The organism is Arthrobacter sp. Leaf337 (assembly GCF_001423745.1).
In the GTDB taxonomy this organism is placed as follows: Bacteria; Actinomycetota; Actinomycetes; order Actinomycetales; family Micrococcaceae; genus Arthrobacter.
In genome coordinates this window covers 37284-55321 of sequence record NZ_LMPC01000002.1, presented here as the reverse complement: position 1 = coordinate 55321, position 18038 = coordinate 37284, and the positions used below count along the sequence as shown (strand labels likewise).

Annotated in this window: 16 protein-coding genes; 8 read left to right on the top strand and 8 right to left on the bottom strand. The window is 62.0% G+C overall.

The features are described from left to right. Positions 1–60 precede the first annotated feature (60 nt). The 8 genes from ASF98_RS03245 to dnaA form a co-directional block, all read right to left on the bottom strand. Positions 61–717 carry a DUF3566 domain-containing protein gene (locus ASF98_RS03245; RefSeq protein ID WP_055797415.1) on the bottom strand — a complete coding sequence of 219 codons (657 nt, stop codon included), beginning with the start codon at positions 715–717 and terminating at the stop codon, positions 61–63. Next, positions 714–3422: a DNA gyrase subunit A gene (gyrA, locus tag ASF98_RS03240; RefSeq protein ID WP_156372265.1), complete on the bottom strand. Its 2709-nt coding sequence runs from the start codon at positions 3420–3422 to the stop codon at positions 714–716. Before gyrA ends, ASF98_RS03245 begins: the two co-directional genes overlap by 4 nt. 61 nt (positions 3423–3483) lie before the next feature. Continuing rightward, on the bottom strand, positions 3484–5574 hold the full coding sequence (gene gyrB, locus ASF98_RS03235) for a DNA topoisomerase (ATP-hydrolyzing) subunit B (RefSeq protein WP_055797412.1): 2091 nt from the start codon (positions 5572–5574) through the stop codon (positions 3484–3486). A gap of 411 nt (positions 5575–5985) precedes the next feature. Then, complete coding sequence (locus ASF98_RS03230; protein ID WP_055797409.1) at positions 5986–6543, bottom strand: DUF721 domain-containing protein; 558 nt, start codon at positions 6541–6543, stop codon at positions 5986–5988. Continuing rightward, the gene (gene recF, locus ASF98_RS03225) at positions 6540–7745 is read right to left on the bottom strand and encodes a DNA replication/repair protein RecF (protein WP_055797406.1); all 1206 of its coding nucleotides are present in this window, start codon (positions 7743–7745) and stop codon (positions 6540–6542) included. The genes ASF98_RS03230 and recF overlap by 4 nt, the downstream gene beginning before the upstream one ends. 36 nt (positions 7746–7781) lie before the next feature. Then, positions 7782–8666, bottom strand: a complete 885-nt coding sequence (gnd, locus tag ASF98_RS03220) for a phosphogluconate dehydrogenase (NAD(+)-dependent, decarboxylating) (RefSeq protein ID WP_055797403.1) — start codon at positions 8664–8666, stop codon at positions 7782–7784. A 107-nt stretch (positions 8667–8773) separates the two neighbouring features. Continuing rightward, entirely contained in the window at positions 8774–9898 is a 1125-nt protein-coding gene (gene dnaN / locus ASF98_RS03215; protein WP_028271883.1) for a DNA polymerase III subunit beta, read from the bottom strand. 535 nt (positions 9899–10433) lie between these two features. Next, positions 10434–11855: a chromosomal replication initiator protein DnaA gene (gene dnaA, locus ASF98_RS03210; protein WP_043479795.1), complete on the bottom strand. Its 1422-nt coding sequence runs from the start codon at positions 11853–11855 to the stop codon at positions 10434–10436. A gap of 469 nt (positions 11856–12324) precedes the next feature. Between dnaA and rpmH the strand changes: the two genes are divergently transcribed. From rpmH to ASF98_RS03175, 8 genes are all read left to right on the top strand, one after another. Further along, a complete protein-coding gene (gene rpmH, locus ASF98_RS23575) occupies positions 12325–12462 on the top strand; it encodes a 50S ribosomal protein L34 (protein ID WP_003800212.1) in 138 nt (45 codons plus the stop codon). Between the two features lie 42 nt (positions 12463–12504). Next, positions 12505–12915, top strand: coding sequence for a ribonuclease P protein component (gene rnpA, locus ASF98_RS03205; RefSeq protein ID WP_055797400.1), 411 nt, complete (start codon positions 12505–12507; stop codon positions 12913–12915). Next, entirely contained in the window at positions 12908–13303 is a 396-nt protein-coding gene (gene yidD / locus ASF98_RS03200; protein ID WP_055797397.1) for a membrane protein insertion efficiency factor YidD, read from the top strand. Before rnpA ends, yidD begins: the two co-directional genes overlap by 8 nt. A gap of 16 nt (positions 13304–13319) precedes the next feature. Continuing rightward, complete coding sequence (gene yidC, locus ASF98_RS03195) at positions 13320–14300, top strand: membrane protein insertase YidC (protein ID WP_055797394.1); 981 nt, start codon at positions 13320–13322, stop codon at positions 14298–14300. Beyond that, complete coding sequence (locus ASF98_RS03190) at positions 14300–14866, top strand: Jag family protein (protein ID WP_055797390.1); 567 nt, start codon at positions 14300–14302, stop codon at positions 14864–14866. Before yidC ends, ASF98_RS03190 begins: the two co-directional genes overlap by 1 nt. A gap of 19 nt (positions 14867–14885) precedes the next feature. After that, the gene (gene rsmG / locus ASF98_RS03185) at positions 14886–15536 is read left to right on the top strand and encodes a 16S rRNA (guanine(527)-N(7))-methyltransferase RsmG (RefSeq protein WP_055797387.1); all 651 of its coding nucleotides are present in this window, start codon (positions 14886–14888) and stop codon (positions 15534–15536) included. An 87-nt stretch (positions 15537–15623) separates the two neighbouring features. Beyond that, the gene (locus tag ASF98_RS03180) at positions 15624–16688 is read left to right on the top strand and encodes a ParA family protein (protein WP_082506685.1); all 1065 of its coding nucleotides are present in this window, start codon (positions 15624–15626) and stop codon (positions 16686–16688) included. Between the two features lie 65 nt (positions 16689–16753). Beyond that, entirely contained in the window at positions 16754–17935 is a 1182-nt protein-coding gene (locus ASF98_RS03175; RefSeq protein WP_055797385.1) for a ParB/RepB/Spo0J family partition protein, read from the top strand. The last annotated feature ends 103 nt before the right edge of the window (positions 17936–18038 follow it).

Genomic DNA, 18038 nt, shown 5'->3' with positions numbered 1-18038 from the left:
TCCCGGCCCGATCTCAAATCGAGGCATTTCGCCGGTGGAATTCCGGCGAAAATCCGCGGACTAATCGTCCGTGAGGGTCACGCCGATGCCACCTACGAGGGTGGCGGAGATGTTGTACAGCACGGCCGATAGCATCGACAGGGCGGTCAACAGGACCACGTTTACCACGGCGATGATGACCGCGAAGGAAGCCACCTGGCCCAGCGAAGCAACCTTCTTCAGTTCGAACCCGCCGCCTTCGGAGCCGGCAAGCGTTCCGAGCAGGCTGTCCACCTGGTCGAAGATGCCTGTCAGGTCCAGGACGGTCCACAGGACGATAGCCGCAACGACTGTGACGATGCCCAGGGCAACGGACAGCAGGAAGGCCATCTTCAGCACGGACCAGGGGTCCACCTTGCTGACGAGGAGCCGCGCACGGCGGACCTTCGCCTTCGGGGCCGGCTTGACCAGTCCGGGGGCACCCTGGGAGGCGCCCTGGCCGGGTCGCTGACCGGGTACGCCGGGTCGCTGGCCCTGGGGGGCCTGGCCCGGAACACCGGGACGCTGCCCCTGCGCCGGACGCTGGCCGGGGACCACCGGGCGCTGCACCGGGGCGCCCGGCGTCGACGGCCGTTGCTGGGGACGTACGGGGGCGTTCACGCGCGGAGCGGACGCCGGCTGCCTGATCCCGCCGGGAGTGTTGCTGTTCGGCTTGGGATATGAGTCGGAATTACTCACTCGTTACCTCCGGTATTTTCTTCGTCCAGCTCAGCGTCGTCCGATGACTCGTCGGACTCCTCGGCCGGTGCTGAATCTGCCTCTGCGGACCCATCATGTGATCCGGCACCTTCAGCCAACGTTACGTCATCCCCGGCCGCTGCCGGGCTTTCAGCCGGGTTTTCCGGGTCGGTGGCTTCCGCTTCCTCGCCCTCAAGTCCGCGTTCGCTGTTCCGCGCCACCTCGATGATGCGGTCGTTCTTGTCCGGCTTGGCGAAGATGACGCCCATGGTGTCGCGGCCCTTGGCGGGCACTCCGGCCACCGAGGAGCGGACTACCTTTCCGCCTTCCATGACCACAAGGACTTCGTCCTCTTCCTGGACGATGAGGGCACCTACAAGGTGGCCCCGCTCTTCCTGGTACTTTCCTACCTTGATGCCGAGGCCGCCGCGGCCCTGGAGACGGTATTCCTCCACTGCGGTCCGCTTGGCGTAGCCTCCTTCGGTGACGATGAAGACGAACGAGCCGTCCTTGACGACGTCAGCCGCCAGCAGTTCATCGTCCTCGCGGAACTTCATGCCGGTCACGCCGGACGTGGCACGGCCCATGGGCCGCAGTGCGTCGTCCGTGGCCGTGAAACGGATGGACTGGCCCATTCGTGAAACCAGCATCAGATCATCGGTTTCCGAAACGAGCTGGGCGGAGACGAGTTCGTCGCCGTCGCGCAGGTTGATGGCGATCACGCCAGCGGAGCGGTTGGTGTCGTAGTCCTCCAGGCGGGTCTTCTTGACGAGGCCCCGCTTGGTGGCAAGCACAAGGTAAGGGGCGTGCTGGTAGTCGCGGAGATCCAGGACCTGGGCGATGTGCTCATCCGGCTGGAAGGCCAGCAGGTTGGCCACGTGCTGGCCCTTGGCGTCACGCCCCGCTTCCACGAGTTCGTAGGCCTTGGCACGGTAGACGCGCCCCAGGTTGGTGAAGAACAGCAGCCAGTGGTGCGTTGTGGTGACGAAGAAGTGCTCCACAACGTCGTCCCCGCGCAGCTGGGCACCCTTGATGCCCTTGCCGCCGCGCTGCTGTGAGCGGTAGTTGTCACTGCGCGTGCGCTTGACGTAGCCGCCGCGCGTGATCGTGACAACCATCTCCTCTTCCGGGATCAGGTCCTCCATGGACATGTCACCGTCGAAGCCCATCAGGATCTTCGTGCGGCGGTCATCCCCGTGCTTGGCCACGATCTCGGAAAGTTCGGTGCTGATGATCTCCCGCTGGCGCTCTTCCGAGGCCAGGATCGAGTTGTACTCTGCGATCAGGGCCTCGAGTTCGGCATGGCGGTCCTGGATCTTCTGGCGTTCCAGGGCTGCGAGCCTTCGAAGCTGCATGTCCAGGATGGCCCGGGCCTGCAGCTCATCGATGTCCAGCAGCTGCATCAGGCCGTCCCGGGCGGCTTCGGTGGTGTTGGACGCACGGATCAAGGCAATGACCTCGTCCAGCATGTCCAGGGCCTTGAGGAGGGCCCGCAGGATGTGCGCTTCTTCCTCGGCCTTGCGGAGGCGGTACCGGGTCCGGCGGGCAATGACATCCATCTGGTGCGTCACCCAGTGCCGGATAAAGGCATCGAGGCTCAACGTCCGCGGGACGCCGTCCACGATCGCCAGCATGTTGGCGGCAAAGTTGTCCTGCAGCTGGGTGTGCTTGTACAGGTTGTTGAGCACGACCTTCGCCACGGCGTCGCGCTTAAGTACGATCACCAGCCGCTGGCCGGTGCGGCCGGAGGTTTCATCCCGAAGGTCGGCAATGCCGGAGATCTTGCCGTCCTTGACGAGTTCGGCAATCTTGATGGCCAGGTTGTCCGGGTTTGCCTGGTAGGGCAGTTCGGTGACCACCAGGCAGGTGCGTCCCTGGAGCTCCTCCACGTTAACCACAGCGCGCATGGTGATGGAACCGCGGCCGGTGCGGTAGGCATCTTCGATGCCCTTGTGGCCCAGGATGGTGGCTCCGGTGGGGAAATCCGGTCCCTTGATGCGGAGCAGGAGTTCTTCCAGCAGCTCCTCGCGGCTTGCAGTCGGGTTGGCCAGGTACCACTGCACACCGTCGGCAACCTCGCGGAGGTTGTGCGGCGGAATGTTCGTGGCCATGCCGACGGCGATACCCGAGGAACCGTTGACCAGCAGGTTGGGGAAGCGGGCCGGCAGGATGGTGGGTTCCTGGTTCTTGCCGTCATAGTTGTCCTGGAAATCGACGGTTTCCTCGTCGATGTCGCGGACCATTTCCATGGCGAGCGGGGCCATTTTGGTTTCGGTGTACCGGGGTGCTGCTGCGCCGTCATTACCCGGCGAACCGAAGTTTCCCTGCCCGAGCGCCAGGGGGTAGCGCATGGTCCAGTCCTGGATCAGGCGGACCAGGGCATCGTAGATGGCTGTATCGCCGTGCGGGTGGTACTGGCCCATAACCTCGCCCACCACACGGGCGCACTTGTTGAACGAGCGGTCCGGGCGGTAGCCGCCGTCGAACATGGCGTAAAGAACGCGGCGGTGGACGGGCTTGAGGCCGTCACGGACGTCCGGCAGCGCGCGGCCGACAATAACGGCCATGGCGTAGTCCAGGTAGGAGCGCTGCATTTCCGTCTGCAGGTCCACCTGCTCCACGCGGTCGACCAGCACATCGCCCTCCAGGACGGGCTCGACGGGTCCGGTGGAGTCCGCGGGAACCTCGGGTGTTTCGTCACTCATAGTCTATATTTTCCGTTTCAGGTATATGTCGTTCAAAGAATATTTAGGCTCTTGTAGAGCTCTAAATATCCAGGAACCTGACATCCTTGGCGTTCTGCTGAATGAAGTTTCGGCGCGATTCAACGTCCTCGCCCATCAGCACGGTGAAGATCTGGTCGGCCGCGAGGGCGTCATCCATGGTGACCTGCAGGAGTGTGCGGTGGTCAGGGTCCATGGTGGTGTCCCACAGTTCCGTGTAGTCCATCTCACCAAGGCCCTTGTAGCGCTGGATGCCGTTGTCCTTCGGAATGCGGCGCCCGGCGGCCTGGCCGGCAACCAGCCGGGCATCGCGTTCGCGGTCGCTGTAGACGTAATCGTGCGGAGCGTTGGACCACTTGATGCGGTACAGCGGCGGCTGAGCCAGGTACACGTATCCGTTCTCAATCAGCGGGCGCATGTAGCGGAACAGAAGCGTCATCAGGAGCGTGGTGATGTGCTGTCCGTCAACGTCGGCATCGGCCATGAGGACGATCTTGTGGTATCGCAGCTTGCTGAGGTCGAAGTCCTCGCCGATTCCCGTGCCAAATGCCGTGATCATGGACTGGACCTCGTTGTTGCCGAGGGCCTTGTCCAGCCGTGCCCGCTCCACGTTCAGGATCTTGCCGCGCAACGGGAGGATGGCCTGCGTTTCGGGGTTGCGGCCGCGCTTGGCGGAACCGCCGGCGGAGTCACCCTCCACGATGTAGACCTCGCACTTCGCCGGGTCCTTGGAAGAGCAGTCTGAAAGCTTGCCCGGCATGCCGAAGGACTCCAGCGGGCTCTTGCGGCGGGCATTGTCGCGGGCCTTGCGGGCGGCCATCCGGGCCTGCGCTGCGGAAATCGCCTTGCGGATGACATCGCGTGCCGGACCCGGATTGCGCTCCAGCCAGTCGCCCAGGCCGTCGGTGACCACACGCTGGACGAAGCCCTTGACCTCGGAGTTGCCGAGTTTGGTCTTGGTCTGGCCTTCAAACTGCGGTTCCGCCAGCTTCACGGAAATGACGGCGGTGAGGCCTTCGCGGATGTCATCTCCGGTGAGGTTGTCATCCTTTTCCTTGATGATGTTCTTCTCGCGCGCGTAGCGGTTGATGAGCGACGTCATCGCGGCACGGAAACCCTCTTCGTGGGTGCCGCCTTCGTGGGTGTTGATGGTGTTGGCATAGGTGTGGACGCTCTCGGAATACGCGTTAGTCCACTGCATCGCCATTTCCAGGGCGATCTTCCGTTCCTTGTCCTCGGTTTCGAAGGCGATGACGTCCTCATGGACTACGTCAACCTTCTTGCCGGAGTTAAGGTGCTTGACGTAGTCCAGCAGGCCGTCGTCGTACTGGTACACAACCGTGCGGAACTCTGCGGCGACTTCACCCTCGGTGGGAACGGCATCGAGATCCAGGTCCTCGTCCTCCGAACTTTCCTGGGCAACGCGGCGTTCGTCCGTCAGCGTGATGCGCAGGCCCTTGTTGAGGAACGCCATCTGCTGGAAGCGGGCACGAAGCGTCTCGAAGTCGAATTCCGTGCTCTCGAAGATGCTGGCGTCCGGGTAAAAGGTCTGGGTGGTACCCGTCTGGTCCGTCTCTTCACCCTGGACCAGGCTGCCCTGGGGCTTGCCGCCGTCGGCGAAGGACATCCGCCAGACATGGCCCTGGCGCCGGACTTCGGTATCCACCCGGCTGGAGAGAGCGTTGACCACGGAGATGCCCACGCCGTGGAGGCCGCCGGAAACGGCATACCCGCCCCCACCGAACTTTCCGCCGGCGTGCAGGATGGTCATAACAACCTCAACCGTGGGCTTGTGCTCGGTGGGGTGCATGTCCACCGGGATGCCGCGGCCGTCATCAACGACTTTGACGCCGCCGTCGGCCTGGAGCACAATCTCGATGTGGGTGCAGTAGCCGGCCAGGGCCTCGTCCACGGAGTTGTCCACCACTTCGTACACAAGGTGGTGGAGTCCGCGGGGTCCCGTGGATCCGATGTACATGCCGGGACGCTTCCGAACAGCTTCAAGCCCTTCAAGGACGGTGATGTCGCTCGCACCGTATCCCTTGCGTTCGGCTGCCTCCGCCGGCGCATCAGTTGTACGGGCATCCTCAGCTACGGGTTCCACTGCCGGGATATCTGCATTGTCGTTAGCCACAGGCGCTTTCGACTCCTCTGTATTCGTATGGCCGGCCGTCACCGTCTCCGATAGAAGAGGCTCCTGCCAACAGGCACGTCACTGATAACGCCGATTACTTCGTTGACTGGCGGAACCGTGCCCGGCCGCAGGAAAAGCGCCGGAAAACGGACTCAGTCAACGTTTCACCGGCGCCCAGTTATCTACCCCGATTCTACCGTGCTGGAGAGCGTAATCCCGCATTCCAGGGCCGCAAACGCGCGGGAATATAGTGCTGGCAGGCCATTGGCCCCGCCTGCAAGGCTCCCGGGGTACCGTCTCTGGGTTCCTATACGGCCAAGGGGCGTTAGAGCGCCGTACACGCCGTTTGGCCATTTTTCAAGGGTCGAGGGTTGTGGCGGTGGAAATCTGGCGGGGCGCCACAGTCAGTGACTATCCGTAAGTGTCCCGGGGACCGCGGCCATTGACTGTCCGTCCGCCCTTCCGCCAGCTTGGCGCCGCAGGCCCGAGGACCTGGATCTTGGTCACGACGCCTTCCCCCAGTTCGGTCCGGAATTTCTCGAGGAGACTGAAACTGAGCAGGCGCAGCTGGGTTGCCCACGCAGTGGAATCGCACCGCACATGGAGCGTGGTGTCGGTGAAGCTCTCCGGCGTGCAGTGCGCCGAAATTTCAGGGCCGACAAGCGTGCTCCACTCGGCCATCACGGATCCGACGGCAACCGGCGAAGTCCAGCCTCGTTCGGCCACGAGACGTCCCACCACTTTCCCCAGGCCCAACGGGTCGCGGCCCGTGCCGTGGAACTGGGTGAAGCCCCGCGTTCCGCCGGCGCTGCGTCCCGGCTTCTTGGCTCCGGCTCCCGGCAGCGGGTACTTGCGCCGGATTTCGCCGCGGGCAGCGGCAGCTTCGCGCATCCTGTTGAGCGCCGCCTGGGGCGCATCTATTTCGTCGGGATCGCGGCCCGGCTGCAGGCCGCCAGCATCCTTACTCATCGGGATTCCGACTCATCGATTCCTCCGGGGACTACCTTCACCCGCCGCCCGGCCAGCTCTTCCGGAATGTCGGCGTCGACGGCGGCGGTCACCAGCACCTGTTCGGCGCCGGATACTATTGCCGCCAGTTTACGCCGGCGCTGGACGTCGAGTTCGGCAAACACATCGTCAAGGATGAGGATCGGGGCCGACCCGCCGGTGCGGGCGTCGTCGAGCATCACGTAGTAGGACGCCAGCCGCAGGGAAAGGCACATGGACCACGTTTCGCCGTGCGAGGCATACCCTTTGGCCGGCGCTTCGCCGAGGATAAGTTCGACGTCGTCGCGGTGGGGCCCCACCAGGGAAATGCCCCGTTCCAGTTCTTTGCGCCGGGATGCCGCAAAAGCCTGCACATAGCGATCGGTCAGGTCATCGACGGACAGTTCCCGGAGGTCCTCACCGCGTTCGACGGCGGCGGGTCCTTCAGCGTAACCCGTACCGGCGCCGTCGTCGTCCATCATGTCCTGGAGCGTCGACCGGTAGATCGCGTCCGCTTCCTTGGACCCGTCGGTCAGCTTCGCGTACGCCGCCTTCAGGTGGGGCCGGATTCTTTCCACCAGTTCCAGCCGGGCGTGCAGCAGCTCGGCACCGGCCCGTGCCATGTGCTGGTCCCACACATCCAGGGTGGCCTCGTGCCCGGCGGTGAATTTGCCGGTCCGACCTGATTTGAGGAGGGCGTTGCGCTGCTTGAGCACACGATCGTAGTCAGTCCGCGTGGCTGAATGCCGCGGCATGAGGCTGACCATCAGCTCGTCGAGGAAGCGCCGGCGGTTGGACGGGTCTCCCTTCACCAGGGCAAGGTCCTCCGGCGCAAAAAGCACCGTCTGGCAGATGCCGAGGATGTCCCGGGCGCGGACGGGGTTGCTGCGGTTGATGCGTCCGCGGTTGGCGCGGCTTCCGTTGATTTCCAGTTCCAGGACGGTGGTCTGCCCGCCCCGTACCAGCTTGGCCCGGATCAGTGCCCGTTCGGTGCCGAAGCGAAGCAGCGGGGCATCCGAACTGACACGGTGTGAGCTAAGCGTGGCCAGGTACCCGATGGCCTCCATGAGGTTGGTCTTGCCGATGCCGTTGTACCCCACGAGGACCGTCACTCCGGGTTCGAAGGAGAGGTCCACCTGGGCATAGCTGCGAAAATCGGTCAGCGAAAGCTTTTCTAGGTACACGCCGTCTTCAGGATTCCCGGACTGCTCGGACTACTGTTACTTGGCCGGGCGGGTGGCATGCCCGCCGAACTGGTGCCGCAGGGCGGATACCATCTTCATGGCCGGGGAATTGTCTTCGCGGGAAGAGAAGCGCGCAAACAGCGCCGCTGTGATGGCCGGCGCCGGAACGGCGTTGGCGATTGCCTCTTCAACGGTCCAGCGGCCTTCTCCGGAATCCTCGACGTAGTCATCGATCGAGGCCAGGCCCGGATCCTCGTCCAGCGCCTTCACCATGAGGTCCAGCAGCCAGGAGCGGACAACCGTTCCCTTCTGCCAGGCGCGGAAGGTTCCGGGCAGGTCCGTCACGATGTCCTTGGCGGCCAGCAGTTCATAGCCTTCCGCATAAGCCTGCATGAGTCCGTACTCGATGCCGTTGTGAACCATTTTGGCGTAGTGTCCTGCGCCGATTCCGCCAACGTGGACGAAGCTGTCCGCGCGGTCGCCTTCGGGACGAAGGGCATCGAATGCGGGCATCGCCCGTTCGATGTCGGCTGCATCGCCGCCGGCCATCAGGCCGTAGCCGTTTTGCAGGCCCCAGACACCGCCGGAGACGCCGCAGTCCGCGAACCGGATTCCCTTTTCGGCCAGCGCGGCACCATGCTTCTGGTCTTCGGTGAAGCGGGAGTTGCCGCCGTCGATCACCAGGTCGCCGGCGTCGAGCTTGGAACCCAGTTCGGTGATCACTGCATCGGTGATCTCGCCGGCCGGAACCATGACCCAGATGACACGCGGAGCCGGAACGGCTGCGATGAGCTCGTCCACCGTGGCGACGTCGGTGACGTCAGGGTTGCGGTCGAAGCCGGTGACCTCGATACCGCCCTTGCGCAGCCTCTCGCGCATGTTGAAACCCATTTTTCCAAGGCCGATCAGTCCGATGTGCACGGTAGGAACTCTTTTCTGCGCTGGTGTGGTGGAAGGGCTGCGGTGGTGGTCCCGACTGGGTCGCATTAGATGTCGTTTTGGCTGCCCATAACGACATCAGCTGCTACCTAATTGGGCAGGCGCACCGGCATAACCAGGTAACGGTAGTCGTCCTGGTCTTCGCCGTCGGCGTCGGCCTGCGCCGTGATCATGGCGGGCTTGGGCGCCGTGGTGAAGGAGAACCGGACGTACTTGGTTTCGATGACGCTGAGGCCCTCGATGAGGTAATGCGGGTTGAACGCAACCGTGATCTCGTCGCCGGTCAGCTGTGCTTCAAGCTCTTCCGAAGCCTGGGCGTCCTCACCGGTACCGGCATCGAGGTGGAGCTGGCCTTCGGTGAACGCCAGCCGGACCGGGGTATTGCGTTCGGCAACGAGGGAGACGCGACGGACTGCTTCGACCAGTTCCTGGGTCTGCACTGTTGCGTGAATCGGGGTTGCATCCGGGAACAGCGAACGGATCTTGGGGTAGTCGCCGTCCACCAGCAGGGACGTGGTGGTGCGTCCGCCGCTCTCGAATCCGATCAGCCGGCTGTCATCGTCGGCTAGCGCGAGGTTGATGTCGCCGCTGTTGCCGAGAGTTTTGGCAACTTCGTTGAGAGTTTTGGCCTTGACCAGGGCACTGGTGGAGATTCCGGGGGTAACGGGCTTCCAAGGTACTTCGCGCATGGCCAGACGGTAGCGGTCCGTTGCCAGCAGGGTGATGAGGTCGTCCTCGATCTCCATCCGAACGCCGGTGAGGATCGGAAGGGTGTCGTCTTTGCTGGCAGCGATGATCACCTGGGACACGGCCTGGGCAAAAGAGTCACCTGGAACGGTTCCGCTGATGGTGGGCAGTGCGGGCAGCGGCGGGTATTCGGCCTCGGGCATGGTGGCGAGGTGGAAGCTGCTGCGGCGGCAGGTGAGCGTGACTTTGTTGCCGTCGGTTTCGACCTCAACAGGGGCAGACGGCAGGCTTCGGCAGATGTCCGCAAGGAGGCGGCCGGAGACGAGGATGGTGCCTTCCACGCTGATATCAGCCGGGATTTCAAGGCGGGCCGACGTTTCGTAGTCGAAACTCGAGAGGCTGACTGTGCCGGCCTCAGCTTTGAGAAGAAGCCCGGAAAGCACCGGAACCGGCGGCCGCGGAGACAACGACCGGGCGGTCCATGTGACGGCTTCTGCCAGGACGTCCCGTTCGACTCTGAACTTCACGGAAGGGTGCCGCCTTTCATTGCTGCTGCCATTTTCTGAACGGGAACTCCCGCAGGGAGTTCGAAAACCTTGCCCCCGGACACCGGAACCTGCATGGTCCGCGCTTGCTGAACCACAAACAGACCCAAGGATGGGAGCGCTGCTGACAGCTTAGCCGGAAGATTCCGGTTTTCCCCATCTCCGGCCGGGACGCTGGCTCTTCAGAGCCGAGGTCACGAGGCTGTCCGGTGCTGGGAACGAGATTGTTGTTTGAGGGAATTTCAATTTTTTGGGATTAGTAGTGTTAATAACTGCTGTGGAAACTGTGGATAACCCTGTTTCACGGCAGGATTTCGCGGTTAAGCCCTGTTCATCCGTTGTGGGCGACGCAGGTTTTAAACAGGGTGTGGATGGGGACAACTTTTTCGGCCGTTTCGCTGATCCACAGATGCCTTAAGGGTTTTAAGCCCATTAACCGCGGTTGTCCCCTTAACTATCCACAGGCTTATCCACATGCGCCTGTTAATAAGGTAAGGAGGCGGGCGCGAAGCCCGGCTTAGGAATCCCGCTGCTGCTGCTTGATGCGGTTGGTCAGCTCCGTAACCTGGTTGTAGATCACACGGCGCTCGGCCATCAGTTCACGAATTTTGCGGTCTGCGTGGATCACCGTGGTGTGGTCCCGGCCGCCGAGCTCCTGGCCGATCTTCGGAAGTGACATGTCCGTCAGCTCGCGGCACAGGTACATGGCGATCTGGCGTGCGGTCACCAGGGTGCGGGTCCGGGACTTGCTGCAGAGCTCCTCCATGCTGAGCTTGAAGTAGTCGGCCGTCTGGGTGAGGATCTGGGCCGACGTGATCTCCTGGGCGCCGTCGTCCGTGATGAGGTCCTTGAGGACCATCTCGGCGAGGGCGACGTCCACGGGCTGCCGGTTCAGGCTGGCGAAGGCCGTGACCCGGATGAGTGCGCCCTCGAGTTCACGGATGTTGCTGGAGATTTTGGACGCGATGTACTCCAAGGCGTCATCCGGTGCGGACAGACCTTCGCTGAGGGCCTTCTTGCGGAGGATCGCGATCCGGGTTTCCAGCTCCGGCGGCTGGATGTCGGTCAGCAGGCCCCACTCGAAACGGGACTTCATCCTGTCTTCGAATCCGGCCAGCAGCTTGGGCGGCTGGTCCGAGGTGATGACAACCTGCTTGTTGTTGTTGTGGAGCGCGTTGAACGTGTGGAAGAACTCCTCCAGCGTGCGGTCCTTGCCGGCCAGGAACTGAATGTCATCGATCAGCAGGACATCCACGTTGCGGTACGTGGTCTTGAAGCTGGTGCCCTCATCGTCCCGAATGGAGTTGATGAAGTCGTTGGTGAATTCTTCGGAGTTGACGTAGCGGACGCGGATGCCGCTGTAGAGCCGGCGGGCGTAGTGTCCGATCGCGTGCAGGAGGTGGGTTTTACCCAGACCCGAGTCACCGTAGATGAACAGCGGGTTGTAGGCCTTGGCCGGTGCCTCGGCGACAGCGACGGCGGCCGCGTGCGCAAACCGGTTCGAGGAACCGATCACGAACGTGTCGAAGACGTACTTGGGATTCAGCCGGCCGAATTCGTGGGAGGTGCTCGGCAGCATGGGCTGCGGCTTCTGCTCCACGGTTGGATCGGTCGCGAGGGAAAGTTCGACGGCGGGTTCCGGCTCCGTGTGGAGGGGCACCAGATCGGTGTCGACGTCGATGGCGCAGCGGATGTCGTCGGAGAAGACATTGTGCAGGGCGTCGTCAAGGGCTTCCTTGACCTGCGTTTGCAGGACTTCACGGGTGAGTTCGTTGGGCACCGCGACCAGGAGGGTTGAACCGATCAGTCCCTGTGCCTGGGCGAGGATTACGAAGCCGCGCTGCCGGGGTGAAACCCGGTGGTCCTGCTCCAGAAGGCTCACAACCCGCCGCCAGGAACTTCCGACAGTATTCGCGTGGTTGGCTTCGTCTACTGTCATCAATCAGTTCCTCAAACTTGCTTGCCTGCATTACCTGCAGCCACAAGTCCTGAACCAGGGGCTGGTTCCGGCTTATATCCACAGGGTTATGCACAGAGCGTGGATAATCGGCTACTGAGCCACTCTAGGGGATGAAAAGCCTAGAAGATAGCTGGGTAGAGCCTTGTGGATAATTACACTGTTGTGGTTCGAAAACGGGCCCTGTGAGCCACTTCATCCACAGGCTGTGGGCGGAGGTTAACCACAGCAGGTGCAGGGCAGTGAGGGGCGGCCCGGTTTGACTCTCGGATGCTTTTTGGCCTAACGTTGTGAAGTCCTTTGTGTCCGCTTTTCGACCTCATTTGAATCTCTCTGACGTTCTGCGTCCTACGAGCCGAGGGCAGCGTGTGCACATACAAAACTTAGCGTCGGCCAGTTCTTCCCCTTTTTGATCGGGTGGGCGCACCTTTGATCCACTGGAGTAACTAACGTGAGCAAGCGGACTTTTCAGCCGAATAACCGCCGTCGAGCCAAGAAGCACGGCTTCCGCCTTCGTATGCGTACCCGTGCCGGCCGTGCCATCCTGGCAGCCCGTCGTGGCAAGGGCCGCACCGAACTGTCGGCCTAAATACACTGACTCGTCGGTCAACACCCCTTTGCGAGTTTAACGGTGCTAGCCACCAGGAACCGTCTGAGGACCCCAACCGATTTTTCAACAACTGTACGTTCCGGCGTCCGCAATGGACGCCGGAACGTAGTGTTATATACGGTAGCTATTGCTGCTGACGAACCAAGCCGGATCGGATTCATCGTTTCCAAGAGTGTCGGGAACGCTGTTGTCAGGAACCTCGTTAAGAGGAGACTGAGGGAAGCCGGTGCTTTGTCGTTGCAGGAATACGGTACCGGGTTCGCCATTGTGGTCCGGGCACTGCCTGCGGCCGCGTCTGCCAGCTGGGACCAACTGCTGGCAGATTACAATGCCGCTCTGGAAACGACCATGAAACGGCTGGGCGGCCGCCTTCCTCGGGCCGCGTCAGCGGTTTCACGGGAAACAAGACAGGAAGGGACACCGCGTGCGTAACTCCATTGCCGCCGTCGTCCTCTTCCTCAAACCGGCAGCGGTCCTGGTGGGCACAGCGCTCTGGAACCTGCCCCGCAACTTTCTCATCCTGCTGCTGAAGGCCTACCGCAAGGTGATTTCACCCTTGTACGGCCAGGTCTGCCGCTTCTTTCCTTCGTGCTCGGCGTACGCCCTCGAAGCGATCACGGTGCATGGCGCCGTCAAGGGAAGCTGGCTCGCGGCCCGGCGCCTGCTGCGTTGTCATCCTTGGAACGCCGGCGGAGTGGACCATGTCCCCGCCGGTCACCGCCACTGGCCCGAAAACCGGACCCCCACAATTGTTGTGCTGAACAACCCGGACAAGTACCTGGCTGCTCAGACTGATGGAGAAGGCCGCACTGCGGCCTGACGAATAGGGATATCGTATGGACTTCTTTGAAACAATCATGTTTCCGTTCAAGTGGCTCGTGTCCATCATCATGGTGGGCTTCCATGAGGGACTGAGCACCATTGGCCTGCCGGCAGCGAACGGCTGGACGTGGACGCTGTCCATCATCGGCCTGGTGCTGGTCATTCGCGCCGCCCTGATCCCCGTGTTCGTCAAGCAGATCAAGGCCCAGCGCGGAATGCAGCTCCTGCAGCCGGACCTGAAGAAGCTGCAGGACAAGTACAAGGGCAAGACGGACCAGCTGTCCCGCCAGGCCATGGCCCAGGAACAGATGGCCATGTACAAGAAGCACGGCACCAACCCGTTCTCGGCCTGCCTGCCCATGCTGATCCAGATGCCTTTCTTCTTTGCGCTGTTCCAGGTGCTCTCCGGCATCACGGCGGCCCGCGATAAGGGTGCCGGCATTGGCGCCATGAGCCACGAACAAGTTGTCCAGTTCGACGAGTCGAGCATTTTCGGTGCCCCGCTGTCCGCCACCCTGCTTCACGGCACGCCTCCTGGCGGCAACGTGGTGGCTGTTTGGACCCTCTCGATCGTGATGATCCTGGCCATGACGGCATCGCAGTTCATCACGCAGAAGCAGATCATGGCCAAGAACATGTCCGAAGAGGCAATGGCCAGCCCGTTCATGCGCCAGCAGAAGATGATGCTTTACATCCTGCCGATCGTCTTCGGTGTGGGCGGCATCAACTTCCCCATCGGTGTCCTCATCTACTGGACCACCACCAACCTCTGGACCATGGCCCAGCAGTTCTTCGTCATCCGCCGCATGCCAACGCCGGGATCCCCCGCCGCCAAGGCCCTCGCCGAGCGCCGTGCCGCCAAGGGCCTCCCGGCCCTGCCCATCCTGGGAGGCAAGAAGGCCGACGTCGAGGCTGAAGCTGCCGCTGCAGCCGCGGTCGCCGAAGCCAAGAGCCAGCGCATCCAGCCACAACGTAAGAACAGGAAGAAGAAGTAATGTCTGTCGATAGCACCGAAAACGCCGTTTCCGCCGAGGCCATTGAAGACCAGGACGACGCCCAGGATGAGATCCAGGATACAGGCAAGGGTTCTTCCGCCAGCCGGCTGGAAGAAGAAGGCGACGTCGCCGCCGACTACCTGGAGGAATTGCTTGACATCGCAGACATTGACGGCGATATCGACATAGAGGTCCGCAACGGACGGACATACATTTCCATCGTGGCAGAGGAAGAATCTGCGGGTCTTGAGAGTCTTGTTGGCCGCGACGGTGAAGTGCTCGAAGCCCTGCAGGAGTTGACCCGGCTTTCGGTCCTTTCCGCCACCGAGAACCGTTCCCGCTTGGTGCTGGACATCAACGGCTACCGCCAGGAGCGCGCAGGCCACCTCCAGAAGATCGCGGAGGACGCCGTGGCTTCCGTGAAGGAATCCGGTAAGGCTGTGGCACTGGAACCGATGAGCGCCTACGAGCGAAAGATTGTCCACGACGCTGTGGCCGATCTCGGGTTCGTCAGCGAATCCGAAGGCGAAGGTGCCGGGAGGCACATCGTTGTCTCCGCAGACTGAAGATTCCGGGACGCTGACAATGGTTGACATTACCGACGCCGAGCTGAAGGCGGCTGAGGCCATCTTTGGCGACCGCCTCGACCTGGCCAAGCGCTACGTGGAGCACCTGGCCACCTCCGGTACCGAACGTGGCCTTATCGGACCGCGTGAAATCCCCAGGCTCTGGAGCCGGCATGTTTTGAATTGCGCCGTTATCGAGCGGGAAATTGCCCAAGGCAGCCACGTCGCGGATGTTGGCAGCGGAGCCGGACTGCCGGGACTGTGTCTGGCAATTGCGAGGCCTGACCTTGAACTGACCCTGATCGAACCGCTGGAACGCCGGGTGATATGGCTTCAGGAGGTTGTGGACGACCTCGGGCTGAGCAACGTAACGGTCATGCGCACGCGTGCTGAACTGGCCGTGGGTATGGTGAATGCCGACGTCGTCACCGCTCGTGCGGTTTCGGCTTTGTCCAACCTTGCCGGCCTGACGATCCCCCTGCTCGCTGGTAAGGGCGAGGTTGTGGCTATCAAAGGACGCAGCGCGGGGGAAGAAATCGAGAAGGCTGCCAAAGCCATCCGCAAGCTCGGCGGCGTTCAGACGTCCGTAGTGGTGGTCGGTGAGGACATCCTCGAAGAACCCACCACTGTGGTCCGAATCATCGTTAATAAGACACAAAAGATTGCCTAACCGCTGGCCCGGTGCCGCAGGACTTTTGGGGGAAGCAGTTAGGCTAGTGAACGGCAGAAAAAGCCGAATGAGAGTGAGTGTGTCACAGTGACCAGTAGCGAAGCCTCCACACAGCGGATACCCCCGTTCGTGTCCCTGGGGTCCGCACGGGCCATGGTCGCGCCCTCAATTGCGCCCACGGATTCGTGGAATCATCTGAATTCGGTTACAAACCGGTCCAAGTCCGCGGCAGTTTCACGTGAAACTGAATCGGTCAGTGGCAACATCATGGACTCCATTGATGACTCGAGCCCGATTGCCCGGGACCTGGCCCACGAAAACAAACGCCGCGAACGGTTGATCGGCCGGGACCTGCCGAAGCCGGAGAAGACGCGCGTCTTCACAGTCTCGAACCAGAAGGGCGGGGTTGGCAAGACAACCACCACGGTCAACATTGCCGCTGCCCTCGCTGCCGCCGGGCTGAAGGTCCTGGTCATCGACATCGATCCCCAAGGTAACGCCTCCACTGCCCTCGGCATTGAACATCATGCGGACGTCGACAGCATCTACGACGTTCTGATCAACGACGTTCCCCTCAAGGACGTTGTGGCCCCGTGCCCTGACATCGATAACCTGATTTGTGCACCCGCCACCATTCACTTGGCCGGCGCTGAAATTGAACTTGTTTCACTCGTCGCCAGGGAACAGCGGCTCCGCCGCGCGATTGATGTGTATGCCAAGGAACGCGAGAAGTCGGGCGAGGCCCGTCTTGACTACATCTTCATCGACTGCCCGCCGAGCCTTGGGCTGCTAACGGTCAACGCGTTCTGCGCCGCCAGCGAGGTCCTGATTCCCATCCAGTGCGAGTACTACGCTTTGGAAGGCCTCAGCCAGCTTCTGAAGAACATTGAGATGATCCAGAAGCACCTCAACGCAGATTTGGTTGTTTCCACCATTCTTCTCACCATGTATGACGGCCGGACGAACCTGGCCGCACAGGTGGCAGCCGAAGTTCGTCAGCACTTCCCCGACCAGGTCCTCGGTGCCGTGGTGCCGCGATCGGTTAGGATCTCCGAGGCACCCAGTTACCAGCAGACTGTGATGACGTACGACCCCTCCTCCAGCGGTGCACTGTCCTACTTGGAAGCCGCAGCCGAAATCGCTGAACGTTAGAATTTTCAACAACTGCACTAGCCAGAGCCGGGTCTGCCGGGCTCTTCCATTGGAGGGATTTATCCATGAGCGATAAGCGACGCGGCCTCGGTCGTGGTCTTGGCGCACTCATTCCAAGTTCCGCTCCGGCTAACGCTTCCGGCAACGGCGCAGCGCCTTCACGACCAGTGGACTTGTTCTTTCCCGAGGCACGCAAGACGTCCACGGCCACAGCCGTTCCCGTGGAAGAAGAATCGTCTGTGCCGGCTTCCCCTGGACCCAAAAAGTCCGTCGGGAGCGCAGCGCCATCTGAGTTGAAGGCTCCGGCCCGGAAAGCAGCAGCCAACTCCGTCTCAGCCAAGCGAGCCGATGCCGAAAAGCCTGATGAGGATGAGGTGGCTTCGTCAGAGGCTGCCGTTGTCACCGATACCGGACCTGAACTGGTAGAAGTCCCGGGTGTCAGGTTCGCGGAAATTCCGGTCGGCGACATTCACCCGAACCGTAAACAGCCCCGCTCCGTCTTCGATGAGGACGACATGGCGGAGCTCATTCACTCTGTCCGCGAAATAGGCGTTCTTCAGCCAATTGTGGTCCGGACGTCAACCGAAAAGGGTGGCGAACCGTATGAGCTCGTTATGGGTGAGCGCCGGTGGCGTGCAGTGCAGGCCGCGGGGATGGAAACCATCCCTGCAATTGTCAGGGACACCACTGACGATGACCTGCTTCGAGATGCACTCCTCGAAAACCTTCACCGCAGCCAACTTAATCCCCTCGAAGAGGCGGCCGCCTACCAGCAGCTGTTGGAGGACTTCGGAACGACGCATGAACAGCTTGCAGATCGCATTGGCCGTTCCCGCCCCCAAGTCTCGAACACCTTGCGCCTCCTGAAGCTGCCCCCGCTGGTCCAGCGAAGGGTTGCAGCGAGTGTGCTGTCCGCTGGGCACGCGCGCGCACTCCTTGCGCTTCCCGATGCAGCGGCGATGGAACGCCTGGCGCAGAAGATCGTCGCAGAAGGAATGTCCGTTCGCGCCACCGAGGAAGCTGTCACTCTGTACCAGAGCCCGGCAACCACCGCGAAGAACAATGTCCCCCGTCCGGGCGCCCGTCATGAGCGGTTGGACTACCTCGCGTCGTCTCTGTCAGATCGACTGGATACTAATGTAAAGATCTCCCTCGGCGCCCGAAAGGGCCGCGTGAGTATCGAATTTGCCAGCGTGGAGGACTTGAACCGGATCATGGAAGTTCTTTCACCAGGATCTGAGAACTGAAACCTACGCGACCGGAGAGGGCCTGTTTCACGTGAAACAGGCCCTCTTTTGTGTCCTCCTACCGCTGGTCGACGACTTGGCCGGAGATCACTGCTGGTAGTAC

Bases quoted from the DNA above. Each gene is read 5' to 3' on its own strand.
- gyrA (WP_156372265.1), bottom strand. From the start codon at position 3,422: ATGAGTGACGAAACACCCGAGGTTCCCGCGGACTCCACCGGACCCGTC.
- ASF98_RS03175 (WP_055797385.1), top strand. From the start codon at position 16,754: ATGAGCGATAAGCGACGCGGCCTCGGTCGTGGTCTTGGCGCACTCATT.
- ASF98_RS03190 (WP_055797390.1), top strand. From the start codon at position 14,300: ATGTCTGTCGATAGCACCGAAAACGCCGTTTCCGCCGAGGCCATTGAA.
- yidC (WP_055797394.1), top strand. From the start codon at position 13,320: ATGGACTTCTTTGAAACAATCATGTTTCCGTTCAAGTGGCTCGTGTCC.
- ASF98_RS03230 (WP_055797409.1), bottom strand. From the start codon at position 6,543: ATGAGTAAGGATGCTGGCGGCCTGCAGCCGGGCCGCGATCCCGACGAA.
- rsmG (WP_055797387.1), top strand. From the start codon at position 14,886: ATGGTTGACATTACCGACGCCGAGCTGAAGGCGGCTGAGGCCATCTTT.
- dnaA (WP_043479795.1), bottom strand. From the start codon at position 11,855: ATGACAGTAGACGAAGCCAACCACGCGAATACTGTCGGAAGTTCCTGG.